14 protein-coding genes and 1 pseudogene are annotated in these 14,155 nt (G+C 43.0%); 11 read left to right on the top strand and 4 right to left on the bottom strand.

All coding sequences use genetic code 11. The features are described from left to right. The first annotated feature begins 164 nt into the window (after positions 1-164). Positions 165-1,103: a malate dehydrogenase gene (mdh, locus tag H0913_RS17155; RefSeq protein WP_154603033.1), complete on the top strand. Its 939-nt coding sequence runs from the start codon at positions 165-167 to the stop codon at positions 1,101-1,103. Positions 1,104-1,365: 262 nt separating this feature from the next. Here mdh and H0913_RS17150 read toward each other — a convergent pair. Continuing rightward, positions 1,366-1,620, bottom strand: a pseudogene (locus H0913_RS17150) (helix-turn-helix domain-containing protein); the annotation flags it as partial. Between the two features lie 556 nt (positions 1,621-2,176). On the opposite strand from H0913_RS17150, the gene H0913_RS17145 reads away from it, so the two are divergent. After that, complete coding sequence (locus tag H0913_RS17145; RefSeq protein WP_154603031.1) at positions 2,177-2,533, top strand: DNA-binding protein; 357 nt, start codon at positions 2,177-2,179, stop codon at positions 2,531-2,533. A 100-nt stretch (positions 2,534-2,633) separates the two neighbouring features. Beyond that, positions 2,634-2,993 (top strand): DNA-binding protein, encoded by a 360-nt coding sequence (locus H0913_RS17140; RefSeq protein ID WP_154603030.1) that lies wholly within the window; start codon positions 2,634-2,636, stop codon positions 2,991-2,993. Between the two features lie 62 nt (positions 2,994-3,055). Here H0913_RS17140 and ispB read toward each other — a convergent pair whose 3' ends face one another. After that, positions 3,056-4,027: an octaprenyl diphosphate synthase gene (gene ispB / locus H0913_RS17135; RefSeq protein ID WP_154637995.1), complete on the bottom strand. Its 972-nt coding sequence runs from the start codon at positions 4,025-4,027 to the stop codon at positions 3,056-3,058. A gap of 334 nt (positions 4,028-4,361) precedes the next feature. Here ispB and rplU point away from each other — a divergent pair, with 334 nt between their 5' ends. From rplU to cgtA, 3 genes are all read left to right on the top strand, one after another. Next, positions 4,362-4,670, top strand: a complete 309-nt coding sequence (gene rplU, locus H0913_RS17130) for a 50S ribosomal protein L21 (protein ID WP_006658010.1) — start codon at positions 4,362-4,364, stop codon at positions 4,668-4,670. Positions 4,671-4,689: 19 nt separating this feature from the next. Continuing rightward, positions 4,690-4,947 (top strand): 50S ribosomal protein L27, encoded by a 258-nt coding sequence (gene rpmA / locus H0913_RS17125; protein WP_004905922.1) that lies wholly within the window; start codon positions 4,690-4,692, stop codon positions 4,945-4,947. A gap of 132 nt (positions 4,948-5,079) precedes the next feature. Continuing rightward, positions 5,080-6,255, top strand: a complete 1,176-nt coding sequence (gene cgtA, locus H0913_RS17120; RefSeq protein ID WP_154628831.1) for an Obg family GTPase CgtA — start codon at positions 5,080-5,082, stop codon at positions 6,253-6,255. A gap of 85 nt (positions 6,256-6,340) precedes the next feature. On the opposite strand, the gene dacB is transcribed toward cgtA, so the two are convergent. Beyond that, a complete protein-coding gene (dacB, locus tag H0913_RS17115; RefSeq protein ID WP_154603027.1) occupies positions 6,341-7,789 on the bottom strand; it encodes a serine-type D-Ala-D-Ala carboxypeptidase in 1,449 nt (482 codons plus the stop codon). A gap of 256 nt (positions 7,790-8,045) precedes the next feature. On the opposite strand from dacB, the gene greA reads away from it, so the two are divergent. Continuing rightward, positions 8,046-8,522 (top strand): transcription elongation factor GreA, encoded by a 477-nt coding sequence (greA, locus tag H0913_RS17110; RefSeq protein ID WP_036949035.1) that lies wholly within the window; start codon positions 8,046-8,048, stop codon positions 8,520-8,522. Positions 8,523-8,640: 118 nt separating this feature from the next. On the opposite strand, the gene yhbY is transcribed toward greA, so the two are convergent. Beyond that, positions 8,641-8,934, bottom strand: a complete 294-nt coding sequence (gene yhbY, locus H0913_RS17105; RefSeq protein WP_154603026.1) for a ribosome assembly RNA-binding protein YhbY — start codon at positions 8,932-8,934, stop codon at positions 8,641-8,643. Between the two features lie 259 nt (positions 8,935-9,193). Here yhbY and rlmE point away from each other — a divergent pair, with 259 nt between their 5' ends. From rlmE to glmM, 4 genes are all read left to right on the top strand, one after another. Continuing rightward, on the top strand, positions 9,194-9,823 hold the full coding sequence (gene rlmE / locus H0913_RS17100) for a 23S rRNA (uridine(2552)-2'-O)-methyltransferase RlmE (protein ID WP_036949039.1): 630 nt from the start codon (positions 9,194-9,196) through the stop codon (positions 9,821-9,823). A gap of 57 nt (positions 9,824-9,880) precedes the next feature. Then, positions 9,881-11,848 carry an ATP-dependent zinc metalloprotease FtsH gene (ftsH, locus tag H0913_RS17095; protein ID WP_036949042.1) on the top strand — a complete coding sequence of 656 codons (1,968 nt, stop codon included), beginning with the start codon at positions 9,881-9,883 and terminating at the stop codon, positions 11,846-11,848. A 70-nt stretch (positions 11,849-11,918) separates the two neighbouring features. Next, a complete protein-coding gene (gene folP / locus H0913_RS17090; RefSeq protein ID WP_181477669.1) occupies positions 11,919-12,767 on the top strand; it encodes a dihydropteroate synthase in 849 nt (282 codons plus the stop codon). Next, positions 12,760-14,097 carry a phosphoglucosamine mutase gene (gene glmM, locus H0913_RS17085; RefSeq protein WP_036949046.1) on the top strand — a complete coding sequence of 446 codons (1,338 nt, stop codon included), beginning with the start codon at positions 12,760-12,762 and terminating at the stop codon, positions 14,095-14,097. The genes folP and glmM overlap by 8 nt, the downstream gene beginning before the upstream one ends. Positions 14,098-14,155: the final 58 nt, after the last annotated feature.

The raw sequence follows: 14,155 nt of genomic DNA, 5'->3' as shown, positions 1-14,155 counted from the left end.
ATTAACAGATAAGGAATTTGTTTAGAATAGAACTATTGTGTTGGTGATTTATCTCGCGTTAACACTTCTCTCTAACTGTTAAAGAATTGTTTTTTATAAGTAATGTGTTTAGTGCGTAGTCAGATGAATTCATATATTTTAAAGTACAATTAAGGAGTTTTAGAATGAAAGTTGCAGTCCTAGGTGCAGCAGGTGGTATCGGTCAGGCTCTCGCCCTTCTTCTCAAAAACCAGCTCCCAGCAGGTTCAGAACTCTCCCTCTACGACATCGCGCCAGTAACTCCAGGTGTTGCCGCTGACTTAAGCCACATCCCTACCGACGTTAAAGTGGTTGGTTTCGCGGGTGAAGATGCAACCCCAGCACTGAAAGGTGCGGATGTAGTATTAATTTCTGCAGGTGTCGCACGTAAGCCAGGTATGGATCGCTCTGACCTGTTCAATGTGAACGCAGGCATTGTACGTAACCTTGTTCAGCAAATTGCGGTTACCTGCCCGAAAGCACTAATCGGTATTATCACTAACCCAGTGAACACCACCGTTGCTATCGCGGCCGAAGTACTGAAGAAAGCTGGCGTGTATGATAAAAACCGTCTGTTCGGTGTAACGACACTGGATATCATCCGTTCAAATACTTTCGTTGCTGAATTAAAAGGCAAGAAAACTCACGAAGTTGAAGTGCCAGTTATTGGTGGTCACTCAGGCGTGACAATCCTGCCATTACTGTCTCAAATTCCTGGTGTTAGCTTCACCGATGAAGAAATCGCAGCTCTGACTAAGCGTATTCAAAACGCAGGTACTGAAGTGGTTGAAGCTAAAGCGGGTGGCGGATCAGCAACACTGTCTATGGGTCAAGCGGCAGCGCGTCTGGGCTTATCTTTGATCCGTGGTCTGCAAGGCGAAAGCAATGTGGTTGAGTGTGTATACACTGAAGGCGAAGGTGAACACGCTCGTTTCTTCGCACAACCTGTTGTATTAGGCAAAAACGGTATCGAAAAACATTTACCAATTGGTAAATTAAGTGCATTTGAAGAGAAAGCACTGAAAGATATGTTAAGCGTACTGAAAGCAGATATCGAATTAGGTGAAAAATTCATTAATGGCTAATGCCAATTAAGATTTAGCGCTTAAATAAGGGCGGAATTGCTGTCATGCGATTCCGCCCTTTATTTTTATACTTGGTAAGTTTTCACTTATCAAAATAAAGGGAAGCCCCTTGAAGGTACAATGAATGAATCTTGCCGTTTTTCAAGAAAATGGTTAGGTGTCTTGTCTTTCAGTTCTGATCAAAAATAGCGACTGATTTTAGATCTTTTTCCTCTTCTAGTTCCTTGTTTTCTAATTCACCCGTCTCCTGGATTTTCTTTGGCTTTTCACGAACTTTTCTTTCTAATAAATCACCCGTCATTGGATCATAATAGCGACTAGGCCAGATTTCTGATGGATGTATACCTAAAAAGTTTGCGATGATCCATTCACCTTTAGGCCAAGGTCTCGATAGCGCGTTCGCGAGTGTTGATGAGCTCAGCCCTGCTTCGCGAGAAATCGCCGCTAGGGTTGTTCCACGTTTGCGTAAAGCCGCAATGATATCTGCTGGGTGCCAGTTTGATTTCCGTAACATCATTTTTTAATCCTTTTTTTACTCAGAATCATGTAGAGTTAGTGGTACATCTAACAGAGTATTGTGATACATTCAGTGCAATCGTTCTGTTATTGGAAATAAAATAACAGAATTTCCCAATAATAATTTCTGATTTTTTCTAAAAGTTTATTTTTATGAAACTATCGTTGTTTTTGTGAAAATAACGGAAAGGTTCAGATGATTATTGTGAATTTAGCTAACACTTTGAAAATAAAAATAACTCATTTTGGTTAGCTCTCTGTTTTTTATATTTTCTTATATTTATTCTGTTTATCGCGAAGATTTATATTTCTTAATAATATATTGAATTATTTGAAAAGAATGGGTTTCTGAATCAGCACTATAAATCCATCAATATAAAATAGTTGATACAAAGTTATTGGTATAACTAGCGGATATACAACAAAAAGCATCTATATCGATATAATTTATTAACTATTATATTTAAATATTAAAAATGGATATTGAAACGATTAAGAAAATAAAGAAAGTTTATAGTTAATCGAAGTTGTCATCATAATGACAAGGAGCGTCGATAATGAACAAGGAATGGTTAACAGCAAAAGAGCTCGTTGGACGCCAAGGGCTTCCGACAAGTACCCAAGGCATTAATGCCATGGCGAGGCGAGAAAAGTGGTTGAGTCGAAAGCGAAGAGGTATTCAAGGAAAAGCATTGGAATACCATATTAGCTCGGTTCCCATTGATTTCGAAGAGTTCACTGTGATGTATGAAACTTCGGTAGGTTATCAAATGAAGCGTGATGAACATGCGCATATTTGGCAAGAAGCTTATAACCAGCTTTCCCATGATGAACGCGTGAAGATCTTATCGTTTATTATGCGTAAAGGTGCTTTAGCTTTAATTCACCTTATTAATCAAAATAGCCATACATAGATTACATACAGTATTGAATCGAATAAATTTTTAGAAAAATAACTTTGGTATAGCGACAAAAGCAGGTTGCAAAATATAAGCTAAGCGTAAAAGTGATATTATGAAAAAATTGTGGTTCACTGCGAAAGAATTAGCAGGATTAGAAGGCCTTCCATCTTCACCTCAGGGAATTAACTTAATGGCGAGAAGGGAGGGCTGGAAAAATCGTCGTAAAAGAGGTGTTCAGGGGAAGGCCGTTGAATACTATATGGAAAGCTTGCCGAATGAGATCCAAGGTCAGCTGTCACTTCATGAGCCATCGACACCGTATCAAGTGCAACGTATTGATGCACTGCAAATTTGGTCTGAGGCTTATTACCAACTGACAGAAGATGAGCGCAAAATGTTTGTGAAATACATTCTGCGTCACGGCTTATCATCGCTATTGGCAAAAATCGAGCCTGAACCAGAAGATGAATAACCATGAAAAAAGGGTGAAATTGGTTTCACCCTTTTTAATATTGGTTTCGAGCTCTATCGTAATTATGAATGGCGCTGAATAGCAACGTGCGCTAAACCAATTAATGCTTCTTTATACACGGAGTCTTCCAGAGCATTTAAAGCATCAATGGCTTTTTGAGCTTCTTCCTGCGCGCGTTGGTAAGTGTATTCTAATGAACCGCAGCGTTTCATTGTGCCAAGGACGGTCTCTAAGAGATGGCGACCATTTCCTTGCTCAATCGCTTGCCTAATTAGCGCAGACTCTTCCGCATTCCCATGCTGCATTGCGTGCAGTAGTGGTAATGTTGGTTTCCCTTCATCAAGATCATCGCCAGTGTTTTTACCTAACTGGGTATTATCTGCATCATAATCTAGAAGATCGTCAACTAACTGGAATGCGGTCCCAATATAGCGACCATAATCTTGCAGCGCTTTTTCTTGCTCAGGCGTGGCATTGGCTAAGATAGCGGATGCATGAGAAGCCGCTTCAAACAGACGGGCGGTTTTACTGTAGATCACTTGCATGTAGCTCTCTTCAGTAATGTCAGGATCGTTGCAGTTCATTAATTGTAAAACTTCACCTTCAGCGATCACGTTAGTGGCTTCAGACATCAGTTTTAAAACACGCATTGAATCCAGATCCGTCATCATTTGGAAGGATCGAGTATAAATAAAGTCGCCGACTAATACGCTTGCCGCGTTACCAAATACGGCGTTAGCTGTCTGTTTTCCACGACGCATATCAGATTCATCGACCACATCATCGTGTAATAAAGTGGCGGTATGGATGAATTCGATTAATGCAGCAACTTGAATATGTTTGTGTTCAGAATAGCCAAGGGATCGTCCTGCGAGGATCGCGATCATTGGACGGATCCTTTTTCCGCCCCCGCTAACGATGTAATAACCTAATTGATTAATTAATGCTACGTCTGAGTTTAATTGGCTGAGGATCGCTTCATTTACTGCTGACATATCCTCGGCTGTCAGTTCAACGATAGATTCTAAATTCATTGTAATATATTCATATTATTAGTTTTTGGGGCATTCCCTAAGTCAAAAATGGGAAAACCGATATCACAGTAATGGCGTAAGCATAACACTATTAATAATAAGATTATCGGGTGAAATGCAAAAAATGTTTAAATAAGTAACAATTCAAGATATTCCTAAGAAATCAGCCGGAAAAAGATAGGGCCGATAAAAAAGTCGTATTTTTTGTAATCTAACTGCATTATAGGCTTGTGTTCTGCTGCTTTTTTGCGTAGAATTCGCGCCCTATTGTGAATATTTTATAGCGTACTCTGGAATTGAAATATTTAGCGGGTACGCGGAAAGCGGAGTTAATATGTACGCGGTTTTCCAAAGTGGTGGTAAACAACACCGAGTTAGCGAAGGTCAAACTGTTCGCTTAGAAAAGCTGGACATCGCAACAGGTGAAACTGTTGAATTTGATCACGTTCTGATGGTTGCTAATGGCGATGAGATCCAAATCGGTGCTCCTATCGTTGAAGGCGTTAAAGTGAAAGCGGAAGTGGTTGCACACGGTCGTGGCGATAAAGTTAAAATCGTTAAGTTCCGTCGTCGTAAACACAGCCGTAAGCAGCAAGGTCACCGTCAGTGGTTCACTGATGTTAAGATCACTGTCATCGCTTAAGATTTAGGAGAGCAGATTAATGGCACATAAAAAGGCTGGTGGTTCGACTCGTAACGGTCGTGACTCAGAAGCAAAACGTTTAGGTGTTAAACGTTTTGGTGGTGAAGCTGTATTAGCAGGTAGCATCATCGTTCGTCAACGTGGTACTAAGTTCCACGCAGGTAACAACGTTGGTTGTGGCCGTGACCACACTCTGTTCGCATTAGCGGACGGTAAAGTTAAATTTGAAGTTAAAGGTCCTAACAATCGTAAATTTATCAGCATCGAAGCTGAATAAGTTTTCTGACTTTTAATTTTTGAATTAAAGCCCTGCAAAAACCTTTTGCGGGGCTTTTTATATTCAGAATATGCCATCTCTGGGTAATACCGCCATCAGGCACTATAATGGCCAGCAGACGGAGAAAGAATTATGAAATTTGTAGATGAAGCCAAAATTTTGGTCGTGGCAGGAGATGGTGGCAATGGTTGTGTCAGCTTCCGCCGTGAAAAATATATCCCGAAAGGTGGACCTGACGGTGGTGACGGTGGTGACGGTGGTGATGTCTATTTACAGGCAGACGAAAACCTCAACACACTGATTGACTATCGTTTTGAAAAATCATTTCGTGCAGAACGTGGTCAAAATGGTCAAAGCCGTGAGTGTACAGGTAAGCGTGGTGAAGACATCACGGTTAAAGTCCCTGTAGGAACGCGTGTACGCGATCTTGGCACCAATGAAGTACTCTGTGACATGACTCGTCACGATCAACGCCATATGGTCGCTAAAGGCGGTTTCCATGGGCTTGGTAATACTCGTTTTAAATCTTCTGTTAACCGTGCGCCGCGTCAGCGTACCATGGGAACGAAAGGTGAAACGCGCGAAATTTTATTAGAGCTGATGTTACTGGCTGATGTGGGAATGCTAGGTATGCCGAATGCCGGTAAATCTACATTTATTCGTTCAGTATCAGCAGCGAAGCCAAAAGTTGCCGACTATCCATTTACAACCTTGGTTCCGAGCCTCGGCGTGGTACGTATGGATAACGAGCAGAGCTTTGTGGTTGCAGATATTCCAGGATTGATCGAAGGTGCTGCAGAAGGTGCAGGACTTGGGATCCAATTCCTGAAGCACTTAGAGCGTTGTCGCGTATTGCTGCATCTTATCGACATTTGCCCAATCGATGAATCTGATCCGGTGGAAAACGCCAAGATCATCGTCGGTGAGTTAGAGAAATACAGCGAAAAACTGGCTCAGAAACCACGCTGGTTAGTCTTCAACAAAGTGGACATCTTAGGCGAAGAAGAGTCTGCAAAACGTGCAGCTGAAATTGCTAAAGGTATGGGCTGGGAAGATAAGTATTATATGATTTCTGCCGTGAACCACGAAGGTGTGAAAGCACTGTGTTGGGATATCATGGAGTTCATGAATACCCAGCCGCGTGATATGGCCGTTGAAGATGAAAACAGTCAACCAGAGAAAGTTGAATTTATGTGGGATGATTACCACAAAGAACAGCTATCTGGTGCAGAAGATCTTGATGACGATTGGGATGATGATTGGGATGAAGATGACGACGAAGGTGTCGAATTCATCTACCAAAAATAATTATCTTTGAGTCATATAAAAAGGCACAACTTGCGAAGGTTGTGCCTTTTTTATTATAAAGATCTTAAAAGGATCCTCAGGGGGATCAGTTCTTTTGGTAAAGATCTCGATAGAGGCGGCTTTCAAAGCGAACTAAAGGTACACGGCGGCTATTATATTGGCTTTGAGGAACGGCATAAGCGGAAATAAACTGGACGAATGCCACTTTTTCACCGCTTGCGGTAGTAATAAAGCCTGCAAGGTTATAAACCCCTTGTAATGCACCGGTTTTTGCTGACACCTTGCCATTGACCCCAGCCTCATCTAAACCACCACGGTAACGCAATGTTCCATCATGCCCAGCAAGTGGTAGCATCGAAATGTAATCGAGCTGCTGGTCATTTTTAGCGATAAATTGCAAAACTTGCATCATGGTCGCTGGAGTTATCAAGTTATGGCGAGATAAGCCAGAGCCATCCACCATCACGGTGTTGCCTAAATCAATACCCGCTTTCTGCTTGAGGACTTGCCTCACTGCATCAGAGCCTGAGCGCCAGGTACCTGGAACGCCGTAATAATCACGACCAATCGTTCTAAATACCGTATCCGCTATCATATTATCAGACTTTTTCAGCATGATTTTTAAGAGGTCATGCAACGGCTTTGACTCAGTTTTGACGAGTACTTGAGATTGTGGCGTTTGTTGAGTGCGTTTTTTAACTGAGCCGGATAATTCAATGCCTGCGACCTGCAACTCATTTTTGACGATAGCGCCGGAGTAGCTTGCCCCATTTTGTACTGCAAATGCGAGCGGTAATGGCTCACTACGCTGGGTTAAGCAGCCTGTTAATGTGTAGCGGTTCAATTCACCAGGAACGACATCTAGCTCGCAGTAGCGAGCTTCTGGTGAGCCTTTAGCGAGAGTTTTGACTTCACTAAACATATTTACAGGGTAGAAGCTGGCTGTTTTGATATACGCCATTTCTCCCGCTTTATCTGATGGATAAAGGGAAACTGAGAAACAGTTTCTATCAATGATGGCAGCAGCCGGTGGAGCACTGAAGCACTGGGTCATATCATTCCATACCCAGCCCGGTGCTTTGTCATGGCTCGCAAAAGCAGAAATATCGACAATAAGATCACCATCGACTTTATGAATGCCAATCTGCTTTAATGCATTGACCATATTGCGAATTTGCTGACGTGTTAACGTAGGGTCGCCACTAAAGCGGATCACCAAGTCGCCGGATAACGTGTTGTTATTGAGCTTTCCGTTTGTCTCGAAGTTAGTGACGAAACGGTAGTCCGGACCTAGCTGTAATAATGCAGCGAGGGCGGTGACGACTTTCTGCGTACTGGCAGGTAGAGCCATTTGTTGAGCGTTATAATCAATAAGAGGGGTATTACTTCCTACTTTCTGCGCAACCAGAGCAAGGTTAGTGCCGTCAGGGAGATACTGCTTATAATCATCGATAGGGATGGCAGTTGCTTGCGAAGTAATGAATGCAAGTCCTAAAGTGAAGATTAATTTTCTGGTTGATGTTAGTAGCGACATATATTTCACGCATTAGGGTAGACATATTGCACATACTAAAGTGTAATGCCCAATAAAGTAAACGATGATCCGCTATTAACTCTCAGTTAAAATAGCGAACAGTATGATAAGATAAGGCGCAAGTTGGTCTGATTGAGTTATTGACACCTTAAGTTTTTGAACACCCCCCTACGTACTATGGTGTTCGGTGTACTGTTGTTACAAAATCAGGAAGATACTTATTTTTAGATAGGATTGAATTAGAGGTATTTATCAAATGAAACAGATTCCAATGACGGTATTTGGTGCTAACAAGCTAAGAGAAGAGCTCGAGTATCTGAAATCTGTCCGTCGTCCTGAAATTATTGCTTCTATTGCAGAAGCTCGTGAACATGGCGATTTAAAAGAAAACGCTGAATATCACGCAGCGCGTGAGCAACAAGGTTTTTGTGAAGGTCGTATTCAAGAAATTGAATCTAAACTTTCTCACTCTCAAGTGATTGACGTTACCAAAATGGCAAATAATGGTCGAGTGATCTTTGGTGCGACGGTTACCGTATTGAATTTGGATACCGATGAAGAGTTAACCTACCGCATCGTAGGTGATGATGAAGCTGATATTAAAGTGAACTTAATTTCAGTGAATTCACCGATTGCGCGCGGATTAGTGGGTAAAGAAGTTGATGATGTCGTAATGATTAAGACGCCGGGCGGAGATGTTGAGTTCGAAATTCTTAAAGTTGAGTATATCTGATTCCTATTTCCCTGAATTGGTTATATTATTTTACTGATTTAGAGAGAAAGGCCGCAGGCGGCCTTTTTCGTCATATAAAACATGCTTTCAATGGCATTTTTATATAAATGAGCAGTTATTATTTAGGTAAACTAATTTTGCGCTCAGCCGTTGGACGGTAGAGAACAAGAATTTTACCGATAACTTGAACATTTGCTGCACCTGTTTCGCGAACAATCGCTTCAGCGATCAAATTTTTAGTTTCACGATCTTCGCCAGCGATTTTGACTTTGATAAGCTCATGATGTGTTAATGAGACTTCGATTTCAGCCAAAACACCCTCAGTTAAACCATTGTTGCCAATCATAACAACTGGGTTTAAGTGATGAGCGAGACTTTTTAGGTGTTGAATTTGTTTTTTGTTAAGATTCATCGATTTTTTGCTTGGTTAGTATTGAAAATGGCATATTCTACCGCCATCTGTTAACTATCACCATCTATTAATCTTACTCGATGGTAAAGAAGCAGCTAATGATTACCCGAAAGTAATCCAGTGACCAGTAGGCAGCGCGTTAACTCTTTCCCGATAAACAGCTCGATTTATGTGACTTGGGTAGAAAAAATGAAGCTAACTCTCTGTAACTTGAAGAATGTCGGGAAATGTATTTCTATTAGTATAGTTGGAAAGTGCAATGGCCAATAAAAAACGTTCGGCAAGCTCCAGTCGTTGGTTGCAAGAACATTTTAGTGATAAATATGTTCAGCAAGCACAAAAGAAAGGGCTCCGCTCGCGTGCATGGTTTAAACTGGATGAAATCCAGCAAAGTGATAAGATTTTTAAACCAGGTATGACCGTTGTTGATTTAGGGGCTGCTCCTGGTGGGTGGTCGCAATATGTTGTCGGCCAAATCGGTCACAATGGTCGTATTATTGCTTGTGACCTATTACCAATGGACCCAATCGTTGGCGTGGATTTCCTCCAAGGGGATTTTCGTGACGAAGCTGTACTGGCTGCTTTGTTAGAGCGAGTTGGCGATAAAAAAGTACAAGTGGTTATGTCTGACATGGCCCCAAATATGAGCGGAACACCAGCAGTGGATATTCCCCGCTCTATGTATCTGGTTGAACTAGCATTGGATATGTGCCGTGCGGTATTGGCTCCCGGGGGAAGTTTTATCGTTAAAGTGTTTCAGGGAGAAGGCTTTGACGAATACCTTAGGGATATCCGCTCCCTGTTTACGAAGGTAAAAGTTCGTAAACCCGAATCTTCGCGGGCACGATCGCGTGAAGTATACATTGTAGCGACAGGACTAAAACTATAGTACCCTGAGCGTTATTTGTTAACACAGTTGTAAGGTGAGGTTAATCCCTTGAGTGACATGGCGAAAAACCTAATTCTCTGGTTAGTCATCGCAGTTGTTCTGATGTCCTTGTTCCAGAGTTTTGGCCCAAGCGATTCGAATAGTCGCAGAGTTGATTATTCAACGTTTATCAATGAGTTAGCCCAGGATCAGGTACGTGAAGTTCGTATCACAGGTCGTGAATTGAACGTCAGAAAAGCGGATAATAGCCGCTACACAACTTATCTGCCTATGCAGGATGAGAAGTTGTTAGACACCTTGTTGAACAAGAATGTTACTGTCGTCGGTGAACCACCAGAAGAACCTAGCTTACTGACATCTATTTTCATTTCCTGGTTCCCAATGCTGCTGTTGATTGGTGTCTGGATCTTCTTTATGCGCCAAATGCAAGGTGGTGGCGGTAAAGGGGCGATGTCATTCGGTAAAAGCAAAGCCCGTATGCTGACAGAAGATCAGATCAAAACAACATTTGCTGATGTTGCGGGTTGCGATGAAGCGAAAGAGGAAGTGGGGGAGATCGTAGACTTCCTACGTGAACCTGCTCGTTTCCAAAAACTCGGTGGTAAAATCCCTAAAGGTGTCCTGATGGTAGGACCGCCGGGTACAGGTAAAACATTACTGGCTAAAGCTATTGCTGGTGAAGCGAAAGTACCATTCTTTACCATTTCCGGTTCAGACTTCGTGGAAATGTTTGTGGGTGTGGGTGCTTCACGTGTTCGTGATATGTTCGAGCAAGCAAAAAAAGCGGCGCCTTGTATTATCTTTATCGATGAAATCGATGCTGTTGGTCGTCAACGTGGTGCCGGTTTAGGTGGTGGTCACGATGAACGTGAGCAGACACTGAACCAGATGCTGGTTGAGATGGATGGTTTCGAAGGTAACGAAGGTATTATCGTGATCGCGGCAACTAACCGTGCTGACGTTCTGGACCCTGCATTATTGCGTCCGGGTCGTTTTGACCGTCAAGTTGTGGTTGGCTTACCTGATGTTCGTGGTCGTGAGCAAATCTTAAAAGTTCATATGCGTCGTGTGCCTATCGACCCTGCGGTTGATACAACTATCTTGGCTCGTGCAACACCAGGTTTCTCCGGTGCGGAATTGGCTAACTTAGTGAACGAAGCGGCACTGTTTGCAGCGCGCGAAAATAAACGCGTTGTAACGATGGCGGAATTCGAAAGAGCGCGTGACAAAGTGTGGCTGGGTGCAGAGCACCGCTCACTGATGATGACTGAAGAGCAGAAAGAATCTACTGCTTATCATGAAGCTGGACACGCAATCGTCGGTTATTTGATGCCAGAGCATGATCCTGTTCATAAAGTGACTATTATTCCTCGCGGTCGTGCATTAGGTGTAACTTTCTACTTACCTGAAGGCGACCAAATCAGTGCAAGCCGTCAGAAGTTAGAAGGTAATATCGCAAGTACATACGGCGGTCGTATTGCGGAAGAACTGATCTACGGTTATGACAAAATCTCAACCGGTGCATCAGGTGATATCCAGCAAGCAACTAGCACAGCGAGAAAAATGGTGACTCAGTGGGGCTTCTCTGACAAGTTAGGTCCAGTGTTATATTCTGAAGAAGAAGGCCCAGCATTCTTAGGTCGTTCAGGACATAGCTCGACTTACTCAGATGAAACTGCACGCATCATTGATGAAGAAATTAAAGCAATTATCGACCGTGGTTATGAGGTTGCACATAAAACCTTAACTGACAATATGGATATTCTGCATGCGATGAAAGATGCATTATTGAAATATGAAACTATCGATATGCCAATGATTGACGACCTGATGAACCGCCGTCCAGTACGTGCGCCAGCAGGCTGGGATGAGGATAAAAAAGTGAACAATGTGACAGGTTCATTTGGTGCTGCAACTAGCGCATCAAAACCTGAAGCAAAGCCAGCTGAAACTCAACCAGAAGAGCCAACTGAAAAATCTGATGAAAATAATTCATCTGATAATAATGATAGCAAGCCACAGTAAGCTATCGTGACAAGTTGAATAATTAAAAACCCCAGGTCACTGGGGTTTTTTACGTTAAGGAAAAATAATCATGCATATTAAAGCCCGAGGTCGCCTCCTTGACTTATCCACTCCTCAAGTGATGGGGATTTTGAATGTTACTCCTGATTCATTCTCAGATGGTGGCACTCATAATCGTTATCATGATGCTCTAGATCATGTCGCTAAAATGGTACAAGAAGGGGCTACTATTATTGATATTGGCGGCGAGTCAACCCGACCGGGTGCGGCTGAGGTTTCTATCAGTGAAGAACTTGACCGTGTTGTGCCTGTTGTGGAAGCGATTGCAAAGCGTTTTGATGTTTGGATCTCTGTAGACACGTCAAAAGCTCAAGTAATGGATGAGGCAGCCAAAGCTGGGATGCATATCATCAATGATATCCGCTCGTTACATGAAGATGGCTCCCTTGTAGTCGCTGCAAAGTTAGGGCTGCCCGTCTGCATTATGCACATGCAAGGTCAACCAAGAACCATGCAAAATGCCCCCGATTATGTGAATGTAGTAAAAGAAGTTAAAGAGTATCTTGCCCGTGAAATTGAGCGCTGCATGAAGGCGGGAATTGATAAACAGCAAATAATCCTCGATCCAGGCTTTGGTTTTGGTAAGAACCTGTCGCATAATTACCAGTTACTAGCGCATTTAGATCAATTTCATGATTTCGGACTACCGCTCTTGGCAGGGATGTCACGAAAATCTATGATTGGACAATTATTAAATGTTCCACCTCAAGAACGTCTAGCGGGTAGCTTAGCGTGTGCCACTATTGCGGCAATGCAAGGAGCGCAAATTATCCGAGTTCATGATGTGAAAGAGACAGTACAAGCAATGCAAGTCGTTCAGATGACTCTGTCAGAAAAGGAAAAATTAGCGTATGAGTAACCGTAAATATTTTGGTACTGATGGTATCCGTGGCAAAGTGGGCGATAGCCCAATTACACCTGATTTTGTTTTAAAATTAGGCTGGGCTGCGGGTAAAGTACTGGCTCGTCACGGCTCACGTAAAATTATCATTGGTAAAGATACGCGTATTTCTGGCTACATGCTGGAATCTTCATTAGAAGCTGGCTTAGCTGCCGCAGGGTTATCTGCTTCCTTCACTGGCCCAATGCCAACGCCAGCAGTGGCTTATTTGACTCGCACTTTCCGCGCAGAAGCTGGGATCGTCATTTCAGCTTCCCACAACCCTTACTATGATAATGGGATCAAATTCTTCTCCATCGACGGGACTAAACTGCCTGACGAAGTTGAAGAAGCCATTGAAGCGGAAATGGAAAAACCAATCACTTGCGTTGAATCTGCGGAGCTGGGTCGTGCGAACCGCATCGTCGATGCCGCAGGACGTTACATTGAATTCTGCAAAGGGACTTTCCCGAATGAGCAAAGCTTAAATAGCCTCAAAGTTGTTTTAGACTGTGCTAACGGTGCAACTTACCACATCGCACCTAACGTCTTTAGTGAATTAGGCGCTCAAGTCATCACTATGGGTTGCGATCCTAATGGGATCAACATCAACGAAGAGTGTGGTGCAACCGACGTTCGTAAGCTGCAAGAGCGTGTTTTGGCTGAAAAAGCGGATGTAGGTTTAGCATTTGATGGTGACGGCGACCGCATTATCATGGTTGACCATCAAGGTAACAAAGTCGATGGTGACCAAATTCTGTATATCATCGCTCGTGAAGCGCTTCGCCAAGGCCAGTTAAAAGGTGGTGTTGTCGGTACACTGATGAGCAATATGGGGTTAGAAATTGCGCTGAAACAGCTGGGTATTCCATTTGAACGAGCAAAAGTGGGCGACCGCTATGTTCTGGAAAAACTCCAAGAAAAAGGCTGGCGCATGGGGGCTGAAAACTCAGGTCATGTGATTTTATTAGATAAAACCACAACAGGCGACGGTATTGTTGCGGGTCTGCAAGTATTGAGTGCCATGGTGCGTAACCATATGAGCCTGCACGATTTATGCAGCGGAATGAAGCTTCTACCTCAAATTCTGGTCAACGTACGCTTTAAAGGCAAACACGATCCTCTGCAAAGTGATGCTGTTATTGCGGCAAATGAGCAAGTGGAAAAAGAGTTAGCCGGTAAAGGTCGTGTATTGCTGAGAAAATCAGGTACTGAACCGCTGATTCGTGTCATGGTTGAAGGTGAGAACGAAGAAACTGTCACCGAAATGGCGAACCGTATTGCTGATGCAGTTAAAGCAGCGGGTTAATGTTTTACATTCTCCCTTTAGTGGATAAAAATCCGCTGGAGGGAGGCGAATCACTGAG

The organism is Providencia rettgeri, assembly GCF_013702265.1.
Lineage (GTDB): Bacteria > Pseudomonadota > Gammaproteobacteria > Enterobacterales > Enterobacteriaceae > Providencia > Providencia zhijiangensis.
Note: the sequence above shows the minus strand (reverse complement) of the source record. Positions and strands in the feature narration are given on the sequence as shown.